Source organism: Bacillus cereus group sp. MYBK139-1 (assembly GCF_051916915.1).
Taxonomy (GTDB): Bacteria; Bacillota; Bacilli; order Bacillales; family Bacillaceae_G; genus Bacillus_A; species Bacillus_A pacificus.
In genome coordinates this window covers 1,284,796-1,301,511 of sequence record NZ_JBQAHO010000001.1, presented here as the reverse complement: position 1 = coordinate 1,301,511, position 16,716 = coordinate 1,284,796, and the positions used below count along the sequence as shown (strand labels likewise).

The window sequence follows — 16,716 nt, the reverse complement described above, 5'->3', positions numbered from 1 at the left end:
TTTCCTTGGCTTTTTTCAATGTAATTAATTTTTTGAAGTCAAATCATCAGATGTAGTATGATCAGCATCTTCAATAGCAGTTTCTGGCATTCCATATAAGCCGTTCATTGCTTGTTCTTCGATAGTAAGATTTGCAGTATTATTATTTTGAATAGATGTAGCGTTTTCGATAATATTTTCTTTTTTATTTATATTTTTGTTATTCATGTATGAATCCTCCAAATTTCATTTGATTTATTTATAGTATGTGGTTGGATTTCAAGAAATATGTGAATAGATTTTTGCAGACGTTATATAATTAAATAAAAACTTGAGGATAAATTTAAATTGTAAGGAGTGAATAGGTGTGGTGAAAACAAGAAAGTTAGCCTTCTAAAATAAAATGACATTTTAGGAGGCTATTAAAATGAGGTTTCATATAATTGACAGAGAAAACTGGAATAGAGAGCAGTATTTTGAACATTATCTAAAGTTGAAATGTACATTTAGTATGACTGTGAATGTTGATATCACAAGGTTATTAAAGGAATTACATCAAAAGGGAATAAAATTTTATCCCGTTTTTATATACTTAATTTCTAAAGTAGTAAATAATCATAAAGAATTTCGAACATCTTTTAATGATGAAGGAGCTTTAGGATATTGGGAGGAAATGATCCCAAGTTATACAATCTTTCATAAAGATGATAAATCTTTTTCAAGTATATGGACGGATTATTCTAGTGATTTTCACATTTTCTATAAAAACTATGAAGAGGATATGAGGTTGTATATTAATGTTCATGGTCTCTTCACGAAAGAAAACATTCCTCCCAATGTTTTTCCGATTTCTAGCATACCTTGGGCTAGTTTTACTGGATTTAATCTAAATATTAATAATGAGGGTGATTTTCTATTACCAATTATAACTTGTGGGAAATATTTTAACGAAGAGAATAAGGTTATGTTACCAGTTTCATTGCAAGTACATCATTCGGTTTGTGATGGGTATCATGCAAGTCGATTCCTAGAGGATTTACAGCAACTAATTAGTAATTGTAACAAATGGCTTAAGTAATTATTATTTTTTAATGAGAATAAGTTTTGATATTTAATAGATAAAGTAGAAAATAAAAAGAAGAGCATCTGTATATTTTACAGATGTTTTTCTTTTTATACATGTATATTATTTTTTTTGGTGGAAAATATAGATGTATTCGTAGTTTAATAGAAGAGAGATTAATAGTTTGAAGTTTCTCTATTTTTAAATAAATACAAAAGTTGAATGATTTATCGGTTTTAATAGGAGGGGAAAGTAGAATGGAATTTTTACGTATTGAAAATGATGAGGTTTTAATCAATAATATGGCACAGTTATATTGTAAAGCATTAGAGAAAACAAATTTCAATGAAATGATTGAGCGAATGAAAAGACATGTAGAATATACAGATTTTAAAGGTATAGTAGCAATAAATGATGAAAATGAAGTGGTTGGTTTTACTTATGGTTATCGCTCATTAGAAGGACAGTACTATAATCAATTAATGAGAGAAGCGTTGAATCTAGAGCAAGTAGAAGAGTGGTTACAAGATTGTTTTGAATTTGTAGAGTTAGCAGTTCATCCACAATATCAAAATGAAGGTCTTGGAACAAAATTACATAATGAATTACTAAAAGGGATTTCAAATAGAACGAGTGTTTTAACAACGCAAATAAATAATGAAAAAGCGCGTTCGTTATATGAAAGATTAGAGTGGGTAAATATATTGGAGCCATTCCATCCAAGTAAAAATGATGTTCCATATATAATAATGGGAAAAACATTAAAAACAAAAGTGAATTGATAATTATTTTGTTCGCAAAGGTTATTATCTTGTAATAATAAAGGGGAAAACAAAAATGACAATAATATCTATAGAAAAAGCGACTATTGTAGATGCTGAAAAATTAACAGAAATAATGACAAGAACATTTGATGAAGAAGCAAAACGATGGCTATGTGGTCAAGGTAATGTTATTGACTATAACATCCAACCACCAGGTTATTCTTCAGTAGAAATGATGAGATATTCAATTGAAGAATTGGATTGTTACAAAGTGATAATGGATGGAAAAATAATCGGGGGAATTATAGTTACGATCTCAGGTAAATCATATGGCCGAATTGATCGTATTTTTGTAGAGCCTGTTTATCAAGGAAAAGGAATTGGATCAAATGTTATTAAATTAATAGAAGCGGAATATCCAAGTATAAGGATTTGGGATCTCGAAACATCGAGTAGACAAATTAATAATCACCATTTTTATAAAAAGATGGGCTACCAAACAATTTTTGAATCAGAAGATGAGTATTGTTACGTGAAAAGAATAGGGACGAGCTCAAACAAAGAAACTGTATTTAAAAATAAAGATATGAAAAATAGCCAATACGAAAACTGTAATTTGGTTAATACAGAATATTATCAAGTAAATTTAAAAAATAGTGCATTTGTTGGTAGTAATATAATGCATATGAATATGAGTAATTGTAATGTAAGTCAATCTAAGTTTAGAAATATAAACTTTAAAAGATCTTTATTTGCAGATTTAAATCTTTCCGGTAGTAAATTTAATTTGGTGACATTAGGTGGAGTGCAATTCAACAATACAAGTCTTGGAGAAGATAATTATCCTATTTCATTTAATAGATGTGATTTAGAAGGTAGTACGATAAGTAATAGTAATCTAAAAAATATGGAAATAGAAAATTGTGATATAACCGGTATGAAAATAAATGGTATTCCAATTGAAAAACTGCTTGCGTTATATAATAAAGTAAAAATTTAACCGGTATATAATGTAGATAAGTTGTTCGAAAATCTAATATTATACCGAAATAATTATGTAAAAATAACATAAAGAAATAAAGGAGAGAAGGGGGTTCATGCAGGAGGATAGAAAATAGTATTGTTATGAATATGGAGGGAAGAAAATATGACGATCAAAGTAAGAGCGGTAGAAATACAAGATGCTAGAGCGATTCACCGTATATGCATACAAGATGACGTTTTACCTTATATGGTTTTCTTACCTAGCATGCGTGTAGATGCGATGGAAAATAGAATTCGAAATTTAGCTTCAAATCAATTTGAATTTGTTGCAGAGTATGATGGGGAAGTTGTAGGATTTGTTGGGTTAACCCAAAGTCCTGGACGTAGATCTCATTCGGGTGATTTGTTTATCGGGGTAGATAGTGAATATCATAATAAAGGCATTGGAAAAGCTCTTCTTACAAAAATACTTGATTTGGCTGATAATTGGTTAATGTTAGAGAGAGTAGAACTAGGTGTTTTAGAAACGAATCCGAAAGCGAAATCTCTATATGAAAAATTCGGATTTGTAGAAGAGGGAGTAAAGATAGGGAATTTGAAGGCTCACGGAAAGTTTATTAATGAAATTATGATGAGTCGTTTTAGACCTGACGGTTTAATCGTACATAATGGATAGTGAAAGCATGACAGTATAATGTCATGCTTTTTTGAAAAATTCTTTGTTATAGTATATTGTTTTTATATTTGTAAGATTTTACATACGTATTTTGCTTTTACTAATTATGTAAATAGGCTATACTAAAATACATACATTTTAGTATTGGAGAGAGAAGTAAAAAGACATGGAATTAGTAAAATTGGAAAAAGTAATTGAAATAAAGAAAGAAGAACTTTTATATTTAGTATCGGATTACGGAATTCAACATGAAAAAGTATTGGCATTAAGTCAAGAAATAGACAAATTGATTAATTACTTTATGTTTTTAAAATAGGAAGAACTATGACATGATGTGAAAATGTTATAGTTCTTTTTTATTTGGAAATTCAGATGTATATTCTATATACTGATAATAGATGGAATATTCTGTTTTGTCGGAGGGGAATATATGATATTACATACACACATTTCGGGTGAAGGAGAACCAATTATACTTTTACACTCTGGAGGTATGACAGGTTTAGTAGAATATGAAGAGCAGGCAGCACTTTTTGGAGAACAAAATTATCAAGCCATTCGCCCTGATTTAAGAGGGCATGGAAGATCAGGGGGGACATTGGAGAATTATTTCCTACGTTCTGTTAAGGATTTGCGTGATACGTTAGAGCATTTACAAATTGATAGATGTCATATAGCTGGTGTTTCACTAGGAGGATTAGTCGCTTTATTATTTGCAAAAAAGTATCCAGAGAAAGTGAGAACATTAACTTTTTCAGGTATATTTCCAGTTAAGAGGGATAATTGGGAAGAGTCATTGGAGTATGAAGCGAAGTGTCATCAGCAATTGATGAAAAATGAAGAAGTTGTAACGTATATGAATCAAATTCATGAAAAAAGTGATTGGAAAGCATTGCTTGAATCGTGGCAAGTTAAAGATTGGTACCCTTTCGATGAAACTGGTGATGTAGTGAATCTTCAAATACCTACACTTTGTATTGCTGGGGGAGATTCAGAAGATGAAGTTACAGCTGCTACAACGTTCAAACAATTAAACGGAAATATTCATATTGCCGTTATTCCGTTTGCTGGTCATTTAGTGCATAATAATCAACCGAAAATTTATTCGGATATATTGTCTAATTTCTTACAGAATGCGCAAGTTGCTAGTCGAATATAAGGATTTTTGGGTATAATAATAAAGGAATTATTAATTGTATCGGTTAGGAGCGCAATACATATGAAAACAGTTGTTGTTATCGGTGGAGGTATAACAGGACTTTCTACTATGTTTTATTTAGAAAAATTAAAAAAGGATTATAGTATAGATTTGAATTTAATTCTTGTAGAAAAAGAAGAGTACCTAGGTGGTAAAATCCATAGTGTAGAAGAAAAGGATTTTATTATGGAATCCGGAGCAGATTCTATCGTTGCTCGTAATGAACATGTCATGCCGCTTATAAAGGATTTAAATTTAGAAGAAGAAATGGTGTATAACGAAACGGGTATTTCTTACATATATTCTGATAATACTTTACATCCAATTCCTTCTGATACTATATTTGGGATACCGATGAGTGTCCAGTCGTTGTTTAGCAGTACGCTAGTATCAACGAAAGGGAAAATTGTTGCTTTAAAAGATTTCATAACGAAAAATAAAGAGTTTACGAAGGATACTTCTCTTGCTGTATTTTTAGAAAGCTTTTTAGGGAAAGAGTTAGTAGAAAGACAAATTGCTCCGGTGCTTTCAGGTGTATATTCCGGAAAATTGAATGAGCTTACTATGGCGTCTACACTACCGTATTTACTGAATTATAAAAATAAATATGGAAGTATTATTAAAGGTTTTGAAGAGAATAAAAAACAGTTTCAATCAGCAGGAAATAAAAAGTTCGTATCATTTAAAGGTGGATTATCTACGATTATTGATCGTTTAGAAGAAGTGCTGACTGAGACGGTTGTTAAGAAGGGTGTTGTAACGACAGCTGTAAGTAAACAAGGTAATCGTTATGAAGTCTCCTTTGCAAATCAAGAATCAATCCAAGCTGATTATGTTGTTTTAGCAGCTCCGCATGATATCGCAGAAACTTTATTACAGTCTAATGAGTTAAACGAGCAGTTTCATACATTTAAAAATTCATCACTTATAAGTATTTACTTAGGATTTGATATACTAGATGAACAATTACCAGCGGACGGCACAGGATTTATCGTAACAGAAAACAGTGATTTACATTGTGATGCTTGTACATGGACAAGTCGGAAGTGGAAACATACATCTGGAAACCAAAAGCTATTAGTGAGAATGTTTTATAAGAGCACTAACCCAGTATATGAAACGATTAAAAATTATAATGAAGAAGAACTAGTACGAGTCGCTTTATATGATATTGAAAAGAGTCTCAGAATTAAAGGTGAACCAGAAGTAGTTGAAGTGACAAAATGGAAAGATTTAATGCCGAAATATCATTTAGAACATAATCAAGCAGTTCAAACATTACAAGAAAAAATGAAGGATCTATATCCTAATGTATACTTAGCGGGTGCCTCATATTACGGTGTCGGCATTGGTGCGTGTATTGGAAATGGAAAGAACACTGCAAATAAGCTAATTGCAACATTAAATGAACCGACAAATTAATATAGCATATATAAATAAAATGTCCCTCCGTTATATTGGAGGGACATTTTATTTATTTTACTTGAATTGAGATCTTTTGATTCGTTTTATGATTCTCAGTAATCGTTAATGTTATGTTACCGGATTCTTTAAATGAATATGATGAGAGTTGATAAAGCTCTTTTATACCATGTTTCTCTTTTAATTTATTGGCAGGAATTAATGTAATGTTCGGTTTCCATGTTTCCTGTTTACCAGAAGGATAGTTTACTATTATTTCTGGATTATTTAATTGCATTTGTTTCCAAGAGGCAAAATGTAGCTTAACTTCTGTATCTTTTTTTAGTAATTCTTCTGAGAAATATCCAAGCTCTCCAACATTACCGAAAACAGTAAAGTTTTGATTTTGAAGTGTGATATCTAAATGTTTAGGTTGATATGTTGCTGCGTGATAGATTCCATATGAAAGAGAAAGAGTAGCGGCGATTAAAATGCTGATTGAAAATGTTTTAAAGCTATTGCCTTTAAAACTAGTCATCATGAATGAGTTTGGGGCGAACTTTTTCGCAAATAAAAATATGAGTAATATGAGTAAGAGGGATAAGCTGATGAATATATACAAAGGAAATTTACACCTCCACAATAAAATAATGTATCAACTATATTTTACCATAAATGTATGGGGTAGGGTGTTGTTTTAGAAGGGAAAAGTGAGTATGGAATAAAGAGATGGTCAGTGTACTATGATCATCTCTTTATTTTTTCTCATCATGTGAAAGCAAGAAGGGTTACTCTTAGTTCGTATTGAATTAAGAGGGTAGGCTACTCTTGAAATATTTGATTAATGAGACATTGAGGACTTTCCTAATTATAAATATGTTTTCTGCTATAATGAATAAGTAGAAAGAAAGGAGTGATCCTATGGCATTTCCTATATTAGAAACAGAACGTTTGCGTTTAGTTGAAATAGAACAATCTTATTGTCAAAAAATATTTGAAATCTTTTCATTGGATGAGGTAACGTGTTTTTACGGTATGAATTCTTTTACGGAGTTTGGACAAGCTTCACGTATGATTGAATCTTTTTCAAAAAATTATTTTGAGAAAAAGGCAATACGATGGGGGATTGTATTAAAAGAAACAAATGCTTTAATAGGTACAATTGGATTAAATAATTTACAATTATGGAGTAAACGATCTGAAATTGGATATGACTTACATCCTCGTTATTGGGGGAATGGTTATGCGTCAGAAGCAGCCAGGGAAATTATTCATTATGGATTTCAAGATTTAGGCTTATTTAGAATTGGTGCTATTACATACCCTGAAAATGTTACTTCTTGTAAAATGTTATCTAAAATAGGCTTTCATAAAGAAGGGTTATTACGTGGATATATTCATCAAGGAAATAAGCAACATGATGCATTATTGTATTCTATAGTTCGAACGGATGTTGAAGTTATAAATTTATAATAAAAAACCCCTCTTAAATAAGAGGGGTTAAGCTAAAAATTAACCTAACTTAGGTAATAAACGTTCTCCGCTTTTCATGCTACTTTTACATAAAGGGCATTTAGGCTCTTCTTCAAATGAAAAGTTCTTTCTCATCCATCCTAAACAATCCTCTGCTTCACATTCCCAGACAGGGGTTTGTTCTGGTGGTACTTCTGCTACATCGTTCTTTCGATTGCGATACATGTAACCACTCCTTTTATGTAAAAAATTTTAGTTATATATTAAAAAGGTTGTTAACCGTGCTGGTAACAACCTTTTTATTGTTTGAATTATAGCTTTACAACGTTTTTAGCTTGAGGTCCACGGTTACCGTCTTCAACTTCGAAGCTAACTTCTTGACCTTCGTCAAGAGATTTGAAGCCGTCGCCAGTGATAGCTGAGAAGTGAACGAATACGTCGTTGCCACCTTCAACTTCGATGAAACCGAAACCTTTTTCGCTGTTAAACCATTTTACTTTACCTGTTAATGTCATGGTAATGCCTCCTAAAAATTAAAAAGATTACAATATGTTCGGCCTTATTTGAATGAAAAATAAAATTTCACATATTATCAAAAACCCATAAGGAATATAAAATGTTCCTGATTGATACTTGATAATATGCAAAGAAAAGATACTGTTAAATTGACCTTAATTACTATCTTACAACAAATGGTGGGAAATAGCAAGTGCTGGTAATACCAGTGTGAAATAGGATGGTAAAAGACACAAAAACATCTCTTTTATTTATATATTATTCCTAATTTTGGTTTATGCTAAACTAAGAACATTTTTATTGGAAAATTTTATTAGTGAATCTATAGTATAAGAATAGTGTTGATGTATTTGTTAAGGAGGCGAGAATATTGCAGTCTAATCAATTTAAAATAATTGAAGCAGCCAAAGAAGGAAGAAGAAAAGTTCATCCAGTATTTGCTGTTATACTTGCAATTGTATTTTTAACTTTAGGTGAATTGTTCATGTTATTTATGTTGTTTTTACCGAAAGCAGAAACGCTTTTAATGAAAGCAATTTATAGTGATATTGAAATGATATTGACGTTTGGCGGAGCTATATTTTTTGTTTTTTTATGGATTAGATTTGTAGAGAAAAGATCAATTTCATCCATTGGATTTTGGAGAAATCAGTGGATAAGAAAATATTTAAGAGGTGCATTAATAGGTTTTGTTTTTATTTCAATACCAGTCATGCTACTTTTATTAACTGGAAATGTACAACTACAAATGCAACACATTACACCAACCGCTATACTTGGAATTGTGGGATCTTTAGTTGCTTTTTTAATACAAGGTGCAACAGAAGAAATTGTTGTTCGGGGTTGGTTATTTCCAGTTCTTTCTGTTAGAAGTCGTATATGGGTCGGTATTGTTGTAACTTCATTTTTATTTGGTTTTCTTCATTTACTAAATCCAGGTATTACAATTCTTTCAATATCGAATATAATATTAGTGGGTGTGTTTGCAGCTTTTTACGTTTTGAAAGACAGTAGTCTTTGGGGGATATGCGCATGGCATTCCATTTGGAATTGGGCACAATATAACGTATTTGGTTTTGCAGTTAGTGGGATGACAATGTATTCTACACCAATTTTTAAACCTGTAACAAGTGGATCGGAATTCCTTCATGGAGGCTCGTTCGGAATTGAAGGGAGTATCATTACAACAATAATGCTCTCCATCGCTTCAATTGTTTTATGGAAACAGTTATGGGGGAGAAAAGCGAAACAAAGAGATTTTAGTTAATGAAAGAGGGAGAAACTATGGGGATTATAGCGTTTGAGGGAGCGAGTGCGGTTGGTAAGAGCACAACGTGTCGTGAGTTAGAAAAGAATTATGGTGCTTATATTATACCTGAAGTGAATTTATTATTTGAAAGACCAAAAAATGAACATAGAACATGGTATTTTGAAAAACAAGTAGAGCGCTGGAAAATAGCAATGCAGAAGTCAGAGCAATATAAATTAATAATACTTGATGGAGACATTTATCAGCCGCTTAGTTATAATTGGTGTTTCCATTTTGAAATATTTGATCAGCCATTATCTTTAATAGAAAACTTTTATAAAGAAAAGCTGATTAATAGGGAAATTGGTTTTCCTGATCAATATTTTTATTTATATACGAATGATGAAGAACTTAGAAAACGGAAAGAATTTGACGAGACAAAAAGAAGAAGAAACTTTGAAAAACATTTACATATATCAAAATCGTTTCAACGTTATTATGAAAATTTAAATACTGTTACAGATGGGTACTGCAAAATAATTGAAGCAAAAAGTGTAAAAACGAATGAACTAGAGATTGTAAATAGCTTAAACAGTTTAAATGTGTATGAAAAGAGTCGTTTTGATGTTTCGAGGTTAGATGCGATTACGAAGTGGTTAAAAGAAAATCGCGCGTAAAAAGAACGAGTACCTTATAAGGTACTCGTTCTTTTTATGCATATTGAATATGTAAGTTCGTTTCATAAATTGTTTTTAAAATTTGTAAGTTTGCTTGTTCATTTTTCTGAATAGCATTTTTATATTTAGGTAAGAAGAGTTGAGAAGGATATACTGGGAGTTCACCGCAAATATCAATACCATAGATAGATTTATTCATAATTAGAGAATGAATAAATTGTAAAAGTCTAGATAATTTCATGTGCCCTTGATCCCAATTGGTAATAGTAACTTTTGGATCTAAAACATCCTTATCAATGCTTACATATATTGTTTCTGTATGAATATGTGAAAGTATTGCATGTATGGATACTTCATGTGATATATCAATCGGAAAAACTTCTACGTATGGACAATCATTAGAATGAATTGTTAGAGAAGAAGGTCCAATAATGATTACCTTCGTTAAATTATCATTATTTCGAAGAGAAAATGATACCCAAGATCCACAGGAAATAAGAGTCTGTTCATTCACTCCCTTTAAGTTCATATCAGTATGATGATCAAATAGTATAAGGGTAAAAGGTTTGTCCATTTCTTCTAATAATAAATAAGATACATAATGATAATTTCCAGATCCTATAAAAGTAATCCCTTTATTCTTTCTACGATTTAATACTCTTTTTATATGCATTAAAGAAGTGTTTTCGCAATATAGATTTGAGTGTTCTAAATGAGTAAAATCAATATCTTCATGTGAATAAGAATGTAGTTTATTTTGTAATAAATACGTATCATCAAAGTTTAAAAAAGTTAAACCGTTATGCAATAAACTCATATTTATTCATCTCCTTTAAATATAAGGCTATCATTTATTTTTATAAAATTAAAATGAAATGCTTTGAGTGGAATTAATATTTGGAAAAGATAGTGCTTTTGACAGAATAATCTTTCAATTACAAAAGAAAAGGAATACAATATAAGGAAATATGTATGTACTTCAGGAAATAAAAAATATGTAACAAATGGAAATGATATTTGAAATTAAATTGAGACAAAAAGAAAGTTGAGATTAACTATCCGCAGAAGCTCTGGTGATCCAAAAAATAACCAATATTTCGAATTATTATTTGTGAAAGGAGAATAAAGATAAGTATGAAAAAGATTATTATTTCAGACCTTGATGGGACTTTATTAAGAAGTGATAAAACAATTTCAGAGAAATCTATTAATATTCTAAGGGAATGTAAAAATAATGGAGACGAATTGATTTTTGCTACAGCAAGGCCGCCAAGAGCTATAAAACAATATATTCCCAACGTGTTAAAAAGTGAGATTATCATTTGTTATAACGGGGCTTTAGTTCTTAAAGGAAATGATATTTTATATGAAATGAAGATTTCTAAAAATGACATTTTAGAAATCATAGAAATAGCAACAAAGTATAATCTTCATCAGATTTGTCTTGAAATAGGTGATAAGTTGTATTCCAATTTTGATGTTACTGATTATTTTGGTAATGTACCATGTGAAATTATGGATGTAAAAGATTTGAACTTTGAAAAAGCTTCTAAAGCAATTATTTGTACTAAAGGTTCAATAAACAAGGAATTCATTAAAGAATTGCCTGATGAATGCAGGGGAGTCATTACAGATGATGGGACATTGTGTCAAATTATGCATGCAGAAGTTTCAAAATGGAATAGTATTCAATATGTTCTACAGCACTTAAATCGAGACGTATCTGAAGTTATTGCCTTTGGAGATGACTACAATGATATGGAGATGATAGAGAAATGTGGGATTGGTGTAGCGATGAGTAACGCTGTTGAGGAATTAAGGGCAGTCGCTAAATATATTGCTAAAAGTAACGATGAGGATGGAGTTGCTACATTTTTAGAAAGTAAAAGTTATGTTTATGTTAACTAGTATGAAAAAAATTGTAGTAAGCAGCGAAAAAAAAGAGATGCTGCATCTGTTTTTGATAAATAGATATTATGAATGAGATATGCGGGAGGAAACAAGCAAGATGAAAACATTCTTTAAAATAATTGGAATTATAGCTGGCATGGCGGTAATTGGAGTAGGTTTAACATATGGTATGCTGTATTATTTGAATAATAGTAAACCAGCTGCGAAAAAGGCATCACCAGCTGCTCCGGCAGCAGAAGTGCTGGCTGATAGTAATGTAAAAGCTGAAGATGCAAAGCTTTTAGAAAATGGCAATCATTCATTACCGAATAGCGGTTTTAATAAAAATTTTAAATGGACAGATGAGAACATACAGACAGCATTACATGAAATGGCACATCAAAAAACGAAGGCTGATCAAAAATGGGGGTATATTTTTATTACACAAGAACGAATTGAAAGTTTGCTTGATATTGTAAAAAGTAATGATCTAGTACAAGGAACTACATATGCAGACATTTTAGAGAGATGGAAACAAGGAAAATATGAAAAGATGGATGAGGATCATAATAAGATTTGGAAATTACAAAGCGGGAATTTAGGAGAAGGAAAAGGAGTAATGTCAGAAGCGGAACAAAAGGAGTTAATTAATCAAGTGTTTATGCAAAAAGGTACATATTCAGGTAGTAAATTAATTGCAGGTGGAGAACAGACTAATAAATAAGAAGTATGTTGATTTTGAAACACCTTTGTTGTTATGCATACAAAGGTGTTTTTGTTGACACAAGAAATAAATGGGAATATGATTCATATATGAAATAAATTAGAGGGGCTTACATATGAATAACAGAGAGCTTTACGGTAATATTCGTGATGTTTATCATTTACTCCAAAAAAATCTAGATAAGGCAATTGAACAGTATGATATAAGTTACGTACAATTTGGAGTGATTCAAGTACTCGCAAAATCTGGGAAAGTATCTATGTCAAAGTTAATTGAAAACATGGGATGTGTTCCAAGTAATATGACAACAATGATTCAACGGATGAAGCGTGATGGTTACGTAATGACAGAGAAGAACCCGAATGACCAACGTGAAACGCTCGTTTATTTAACTAAAAAAGGTGAAGAGACGAAAAAGCAAGTCGATGTGCAATATAGTGATTTTTTAAAAGAGAATTGTGGTTGTTTTACGAAAGAAGAAGAAGGGATTTTAGAGGATTTATTATTAAAGTGGAAGAAGCACTTGAATTAAATATAGTAAAAATGTAACACTCTGTTACATTTTTATTTATATAAATACTTCATATATGAAATAAAATGTAGAGTAGTAAAAATTGAAGAAGGGGTCATAATAAAGAATTATTTCATATATGAAATAAAGGGGAGTTATATATGGAGTTAAAGTCAATGATACGCATTTTGGCAATTGTAGCTTTTTTTGTTGGATTAGATTCATTATTAGTGGCACCTTTATTACCAGTAATTACAGAAACAATTAGTATTCCTGATGGAAGTGGAGGGTTATTAATTACTATTTATGCACTTTGTTATGGAATAACTGCACCTGTATTTGGAACGATGTCTGACAGAGTTGGAAGGAAACGTATGATCATAATAGGATTTACTATTTTCTCTATTTCTACATTTTGTACGGGATTAGCGAAGAGTTTTGAAATTCTTTTATTATTTCGCGGCCTAACAGGTTTATCTGGTGCGATGATTATGCCAAGTGTTTTTGCATTAGTAGGTGATAAAGTTACATATGAGTCAAGAGGAAAAGCGATGGGAACGATTATGGGAGCAATGGTAGGTTCGACAGTCATTGGAGTACCTATAGGTGCATTTTTATCTGAAGTAGGAAATTGGCAATGGACATTTTATAGTATAGGACTATTAACTTTATTTCTTACATTACTAGTTAATCGCATATTAAGAAATGAAAAACAGAGAAACGATGTGCATGTTTCTATAGCGAAAACGTTAAGTGCACCACTTAAAATGGTTTTAGTAAATGTTTCAGTTTTATTTGCATTATTAGCAACGTTTCTATGGACAATTGGATTACACGGCATGTTTTCGTACATAGGTGTTTATTATGGGAATAATTTTGGCCTTTCCGTTGGTGAAATAGGTATTGTAATCTTTTTGGCGGGAGTTGGTGAAATAGGTATTGTAATCTTTTTGGCGGGAGTTGGTAGTGTAGCTGGTAACATTTTGGGTGGGAAGTTAGCTGATAAAATAGGAAAGAAGAATGTTATATCCATTGCGAGTATTGTAACCTCAATAAGTGTAATATTATTCTCGCTTTCCATAGAAAATCTAGTAATTGCAATTACTTTACATATCATTTGGAGTTTATTTATTGGATTTGGCCAAGCATCATTAACGGCACTAATTTCAGAATTAAAACCAGATGTGCGGGGGACTGTGATGGCATTAAATAGTTCTGCCATGTATATTGGGATGACTATTGCTTCTGGCTTAGCGTCGCTTACCGTAAGTAATGGATTTCCGTTTTCTTCTTTAGGAATAATGTGTGCAATTGCTAGTTTACTCGTCCTTCCGATTATATTTGTTCTAGTTAAAGGAAAAGCATTATCTAATAAAAAGAAGATGACTATATAAGTAGTATGAAAGAAAACGTGGATTGATATTCTTCAAAGGATTTCAATTCATGTTTTCTTTCATATTCTTTTTATACTTTCATCACTTTTAAGAGTGAAAGAAACGACTGTACTACAGGGGAAATCCATCTAGATTTATGATAGATTATATGACTTTGAATAACAGTTGACGTTTCGATAGGCTGAAAACAGAGTTGCTCTTTTTGACAACTTTCTTGTACAACGATGTAAGGAAGAATTGAAATTCCTAACTCACACATAACAGATTGTTTAATAACTTCAACGTTGGACGTTTCAAATGTTTTAGCTGGAATATTCCCGCTTTGGCGTAAAAAACGATCTACCATTGGTCTATAACCGCAGCTTTGTTCAGTAAAAATAAACTGAGTATCCTTTAATAAACAAAACGGATTAGATTGTGTAGAATAATGAGGTGGTAAAATCCATCCAAATGTTTCATTACTAAATGTACGCGTAATAAAATCATTATGTTCTATACATTCTCCAATTATGAAGACAATGTCTGTTTCTCCTTCACGTAATTTTTGTAATGCTTGTTCATTTGTATTTGTTTCAAGTACGATATTTACTTTCGGATTTTTCTGTTTGTAAGTACGTAATAATTGTGGTAAACGGTAGACTGCTAATGATTCGTTTGATGTAATACTTAATGTACCTTCTAATTGATCGGTATTTTGAGGGATTTCTTGCGCTTTTTCATAAATTGCAAGTAATTCTAAAGCATAAGGATGAAATTGATGACCTGCTTTTGTAAGAAGTATTTTTTTCCCTAATCGATCAAAAAGAGGGAGGTGTAAATCGTTTTCTAATGCTTTCATATGCGCTGTTACAGTAGATTGCGCATAACCTAACGCATGAGCAGCTTTAGAAAAACCACCATATTTAACAATCGCACAAAATGTTTTAACATGTCTTATTTCCATAAACAATCCCTCTTTTATTATCATGATTTGTGAATGATTATATCACGTATTTCAATTTTCCAAATGATTAAATTCCTTATAAAATGAAATTGTAGAAATATTTATTCATTTAACATTGGAGGAGAAGAGATGAGTGAAAAGGGCTATCATGTAGCTGTTGTTGGGGCTACGGGTGCAGTAGGTCAGAAAATTATTGAACTGTTAGAAAAAGAAACAAAGTTTAATATAGCTGAAGTTACGTTACTTTCGTCAAAAAGATCGGCTGGTAAGACAGTACAATTTAAAGGGCGAGAGATCATTATACAAGAAGCAAAAATAAATAGCTTTGAAGGGGTAGATATTGCCTTTTTTAGCGCTGGGGGAGAAGTTTCTAGACAATTTGTAAATCAAGCTGTCTCTAGCGGTGCAATCGTAATTGACAACACTAGTGAATACCGAATGGCACCTGATGTACCTCTTGTTGTTCCGGAAGTAAATGCGCACACTTTAAAGGAACATAAAGGTATAATAGCAGTTCCGAATTGTTCAGCATTACAGATGGTAACAGCTCTTCAGCCAATACGAAAAGTATTCGGATTAGAACGAATTATCGTTTCAACTTATCAAGCTGTATCGGGTTCTGGTATTCATGCGATTCAAGAATTAAAAGAACAGGCTAAGTCAATACTTGCAGGTGAAGAAGTGGAGAGTACCATATTACCAGCGAAAAAAGATAAAAAACATTATCCAATTGCATTTAATGTACTTCCTCAAGTAGATATATTTACGGATAATGATTTCACCTTTGAAGAAGTAAAGATGATTCAAGAAACAAAGAAGATTTTAGAAGACCCCAACTTGAAAATGGCAGCTACTTGTGTGCGCGTTCCGGTTGTATCAGGTCATTCGGAAGCGGTTTATATAGAACTTGAAAAAGAAGTAACTGTTGCAGAAATTAAAGAAGTACTGCTTGATGCACCAGGTGTTATTTTGCAAGATAACCCTAGTGAACAGCTGTATCCAATGCCATTATATGCAGAAGGGAAAATAGATACATTTGTCGGAAGAATTAGAAAAGATCCTGATATGCCAAACGGATTCCATCTTTGGATTGTCTCCGATAATTTATTAAAAGGTGCGGCGTGGAACTCGGTTCAAATTGCAGAAACGATGGTGGAAGAGGGAATCATTTAGTATTAAGGAAACTAGGGAACTGTTAAAGATTACAGTTTCCTAGTTTTTATTTTATAACTGTTCGCTTTATTCCAACCACATTTGATTTGAAAGACAGTAAA

At 31.5% G+C, this 16,716-nt stretch carries 21 protein-coding genes; 15 read left to right on the top strand and 6 right to left on the bottom strand.

The window, feature by feature from the left end; genetic code table 11:
• Positions 1 to 24: 24 nt before the first annotated feature.
• On the bottom strand, positions 25 to 207 hold the full coding sequence (locus ACTFRS_RS06630; RefSeq protein ID WP_242293613.1) for a DUF4021 domain-containing protein: 183 nt from the start codon (positions 205 to 207) through the stop codon (positions 25 to 27).
• A gap of 199 nt (positions 208 to 406) precedes the next feature.
• Here ACTFRS_RS06630 and catA point away from each other — a divergent pair, with 199 nt between their 5' ends.
• From catA to ACTFRS_RS06595, 7 genes are all read left to right on the top strand, one after another.
• Positions 407 to 1,057: a type A chloramphenicol O-acetyltransferase gene (gene catA, locus ACTFRS_RS06625; RefSeq protein WP_242293612.1), complete on the top strand. Its 651-nt coding sequence runs from the start codon at positions 407 to 409 to the stop codon at positions 1,055 to 1,057.
• A gap of 242 nt (positions 1,058 to 1,299) precedes the next feature.
• Positions 1,300 to 1,824: a GNAT family N-acetyltransferase gene (locus ACTFRS_RS06620; protein ID WP_139867160.1), complete on the top strand. Its 525-nt coding sequence runs from the start codon at positions 1,300 to 1,302 to the stop codon at positions 1,822 to 1,824.
• A gap of 55 nt (positions 1,825 to 1,879) precedes the next feature.
• Positions 1,880 to 2,806: a GNAT family N-acetyltransferase gene (locus ACTFRS_RS06615; protein ID WP_242293611.1), complete on the top strand. Its 927-nt coding sequence runs from the start codon at positions 1,880 to 1,882 to the stop codon at positions 2,804 to 2,806.
• A gap of 147 nt (positions 2,807 to 2,953) precedes the next feature.
• Complete coding sequence (locus ACTFRS_RS06610) at positions 2,954 to 3,466, top strand: GNAT family N-acetyltransferase (protein ID WP_242293610.1); 513 nt, start codon at positions 2,954 to 2,956, stop codon at positions 3,464 to 3,466.
• 166 nt (positions 3,467 to 3,632) lie between these two features.
• On the top strand, positions 3,633 to 3,782 hold the full coding sequence (locus ACTFRS_RS06605) for an aspartyl-phosphate phosphatase Spo0E family protein (protein ID WP_000424361.1): 150 nt from the start codon (positions 3,633 to 3,635) through the stop codon (positions 3,780 to 3,782).
• Between the two features lie 114 nt (positions 3,783 to 3,896).
• Entirely contained in the window at positions 3,897 to 4,625 is a 729-nt protein-coding gene (locus ACTFRS_RS06600) for an alpha/beta fold hydrolase (protein WP_242293609.1), read from the top strand.
• Between the two features lie 60 nt (positions 4,626 to 4,685).
• Positions 4,686 to 6,086, top strand: coding sequence for a protoporphyrinogen oxidase (locus ACTFRS_RS06595; RefSeq protein WP_242293608.1), 1,401 nt, complete (start codon positions 4,686 to 4,688; stop codon positions 6,084 to 6,086).
• Between the two features lie 52 nt (positions 6,087 to 6,138).
• Here ACTFRS_RS06595 and ACTFRS_RS06590 read toward each other — a convergent pair whose 3' ends face one another.
• Complete coding sequence (locus tag ACTFRS_RS06590; protein ID WP_046646963.1) at positions 6,139 to 6,687, bottom strand: hypothetical protein; 549 nt, start codon at positions 6,685 to 6,687, stop codon at positions 6,139 to 6,141.
• A gap of 299 nt (positions 6,688 to 6,986) precedes the next feature.
• Between ACTFRS_RS06590 and ACTFRS_RS06585 the strand changes: the two genes are divergently transcribed.
• A complete protein-coding gene (locus tag ACTFRS_RS06585; protein ID WP_000885372.1) occupies positions 6,987 to 7,538 on the top strand; it encodes a GNAT family N-acetyltransferase in 552 nt (183 codons plus the stop codon).
• A 39-nt stretch (positions 7,539 to 7,577) separates the two neighbouring features.
• On the opposite strand, the gene ACTFRS_RS06580 is transcribed toward ACTFRS_RS06585, so the two are convergent.
• Positions 7,578 to 7,763 carry a cold-shock protein gene (locus ACTFRS_RS06580; RefSeq protein WP_000286198.1) on the bottom strand — a complete coding sequence of 62 codons (186 nt, stop codon included), beginning with the start codon at positions 7,761 to 7,763 and terminating at the stop codon, positions 7,578 to 7,580.
• Positions 7,764 to 7,849: 86 nt separating this feature from the next.
• Positions 7,850 to 8,053, bottom strand: coding sequence for a cold-shock protein CspD (gene cspD, locus ACTFRS_RS06575; protein ID WP_000176368.1), 204 nt, complete (start codon positions 8,051 to 8,053; stop codon positions 7,850 to 7,852).
• Between the two features lie 371 nt (positions 8,054 to 8,424).
• Between cspD and ACTFRS_RS06570 the strand changes: the two genes are divergently transcribed.
• Both ACTFRS_RS06570 and ACTFRS_RS06565 read left to right on the top strand, forming a co-directional pair.
• Positions 8,425 to 9,321 carry a CPBP family intramembrane glutamic endopeptidase gene (locus ACTFRS_RS06570; protein ID WP_088298422.1) on the top strand — a complete coding sequence of 299 codons (897 nt, stop codon included), beginning with the start codon at positions 8,425 to 8,427 and terminating at the stop codon, positions 9,319 to 9,321.
• A complete protein-coding gene (locus ACTFRS_RS06565) occupies positions 9,321 to 9,980 on the top strand; it encodes an AAA family ATPase (protein WP_139867150.1) in 660 nt (219 codons plus the stop codon). The genes ACTFRS_RS06570 and ACTFRS_RS06565 overlap by 1 nt, the downstream gene beginning before the upstream one ends.
• A 34-nt stretch (positions 9,981 to 10,014) precedes the next feature.
• On the opposite strand, the gene ACTFRS_RS06560 is transcribed toward ACTFRS_RS06565, so the two are convergent.
• Complete coding sequence (locus ACTFRS_RS06560) at positions 10,015 to 10,797, bottom strand: arginase family protein (protein ID WP_440023897.1); 783 nt, start codon at positions 10,795 to 10,797, stop codon at positions 10,015 to 10,017.
• Positions 10,798 to 11,114: 317 nt separating this feature from the next.
• Between ACTFRS_RS06560 and ACTFRS_RS06555 the strand changes: the two genes are divergently transcribed.
• From ACTFRS_RS06555 to ACTFRS_RS06540, 4 genes are all read left to right on the top strand, one after another.
• On the top strand, positions 11,115 to 11,888 hold the full coding sequence (locus ACTFRS_RS06555; protein WP_440023899.1) for an HAD family hydrolase: 774 nt from the start codon (positions 11,115 to 11,117) through the stop codon (positions 11,886 to 11,888).
• 100 nt (positions 11,889 to 11,988) lie between these two features.
• Positions 11,989 to 12,594, top strand: coding sequence for a PRK06770 family protein (locus ACTFRS_RS06550; RefSeq protein ID WP_016717482.1), 606 nt, complete (start codon positions 11,989 to 11,991; stop codon positions 12,592 to 12,594).
• A gap of 115 nt (positions 12,595 to 12,709) precedes the next feature.
• Positions 12,710 to 13,126 (top strand): MarR family winged helix-turn-helix transcriptional regulator, encoded by a 417-nt coding sequence (locus ACTFRS_RS06545; RefSeq protein WP_001065033.1) that lies wholly within the window; start codon positions 12,710 to 12,712, stop codon positions 13,124 to 13,126.
• Between the two features lie 140 nt (positions 13,127 to 13,266).
• The gene (locus ACTFRS_RS06540; RefSeq protein WP_440023901.1) at positions 13,267 to 14,499 is read left to right on the top strand and encodes an MFS transporter; all 1,233 of its coding nucleotides are present in this window, start codon (positions 13,267 to 13,269) and stop codon (positions 14,497 to 14,499) included.
• A gap of 70 nt (positions 14,500 to 14,569) precedes the next feature.
• Here the strand turns inward: ACTFRS_RS06540 and ACTFRS_RS06535 are convergent, their stop codons facing one another.
• The gene (locus ACTFRS_RS06535) at positions 14,570 to 15,442 is read right to left on the bottom strand and encodes a LysR family transcriptional regulator (protein WP_139867141.1); all 873 of its coding nucleotides are present in this window, start codon (positions 15,440 to 15,442) and stop codon (positions 14,570 to 14,572) included.
• 129 nt (positions 15,443 to 15,571) lie between these two features.
• On the opposite strand from ACTFRS_RS06535, the gene ACTFRS_RS06530 reads away from it, so the two are divergent.
• Entirely contained in the window at positions 15,572 to 16,615 is a 1,044-nt protein-coding gene (locus ACTFRS_RS06530) for an aspartate-semialdehyde dehydrogenase (RefSeq protein ID WP_001290624.1), read from the top strand.
• The last annotated feature ends 101 nt before the right edge of the window (positions 16,616 to 16,716 follow it).

Coding starts and splice junctions, on each gene's coding strand:
- ACTFRS_RS06595 (WP_242293608.1), top strand. CDS start 4,686: ATGAAAACAGTTGTTGTTATCGGTGGAGGTATAACAGGACTTTCTACT.
- ACTFRS_RS06605 (WP_000424361.1), top strand. CDS start 3,633: ATGGAATTAGTAAAATTGGAAAAAGTAATTGAAATAAAGAAAGAAGAA.
- ACTFRS_RS06630 (WP_242293613.1), bottom strand. CDS start 207: ATGAATAACAAAAATATAAATAAAAAAGAAAATATTATCGAAAACGCT.
- ACTFRS_RS06580 (WP_000286198.1), bottom strand. CDS start 7,763: ATGTATCGCAATCGAAAGAACGATGTAGCAGAAGTACCACCAGAACAA.
- ACTFRS_RS06560 (WP_440023897.1), bottom strand. CDS start 10,797: ATGAGTTTATTGCATAACGGTTTAACTTTTTTAAACTTTGATGATACG.
- catA (WP_242293612.1), top strand. CDS start 407: ATGAGGTTTCATATAATTGACAGAGAAAACTGGAATAGAGAGCAGTAT.
- ACTFRS_RS06600 (WP_242293609.1), top strand. CDS start 3,897: ATGATATTACATACACACATTTCGGGTGAAGGAGAACCAATTATACTT.
- ACTFRS_RS06620 (WP_139867160.1), top strand. CDS start 1,300: ATGGAATTTTTACGTATTGAAAATGATGAGGTTTTAATCAATAATATG.
- ACTFRS_RS06540 (WP_440023901.1), top strand. CDS start 13,267: ATGGAGTTAAAGTCAATGATACGCATTTTGGCAATTGTAGCTTTTTTT.
- ACTFRS_RS06555 (WP_440023899.1), top strand. CDS start 11,115: ATGAAAAAGATTATTATTTCAGACCTTGATGGGACTTTATTAAGAAGT.
- ACTFRS_RS06535 (WP_139867141.1), bottom strand. CDS start 15,442: ATGGAAATAAGACATGTTAAAACATTTTGTGCGATTGTTAAATATGGT.
- ACTFRS_RS06565 (WP_139867150.1), top strand. CDS start 9,321: ATGAAAGAGGGAGAAACTATGGGGATTATAGCGTTTGAGGGAGCGAGT.
- ACTFRS_RS06610 (WP_242293610.1), top strand. CDS start 2,954: ATGACGATCAAAGTAAGAGCGGTAGAAATACAAGATGCTAGAGCGATT.
- ACTFRS_RS06615 (WP_242293611.1), top strand. CDS start 1,880: ATGACAATAATATCTATAGAAAAAGCGACTATTGTAGATGCTGAAAAA.
- ACTFRS_RS06530 (WP_001290624.1), top strand. CDS start 15,572: ATGAGTGAAAAGGGCTATCATGTAGCTGTTGTTGGGGCTACGGGTGCA.
- ACTFRS_RS06545 (WP_001065033.1), top strand. CDS start 12,710: ATGAATAACAGAGAGCTTTACGGTAATATTCGTGATGTTTATCATTTA.
- cspD (WP_000176368.1), bottom strand. CDS start 8,053: ATGACATTAACAGGTAAAGTAAAATGGTTTAACAGCGAAAAAGGTTTC.
- ACTFRS_RS06585 (WP_000885372.1), top strand. CDS start 6,987: ATGGCATTTCCTATATTAGAAACAGAACGTTTGCGTTTAGTTGAAATA.
- ACTFRS_RS06550 (WP_016717482.1), top strand. CDS start 11,989: ATGAAAACATTCTTTAAAATAATTGGAATTATAGCTGGCATGGCGGTA.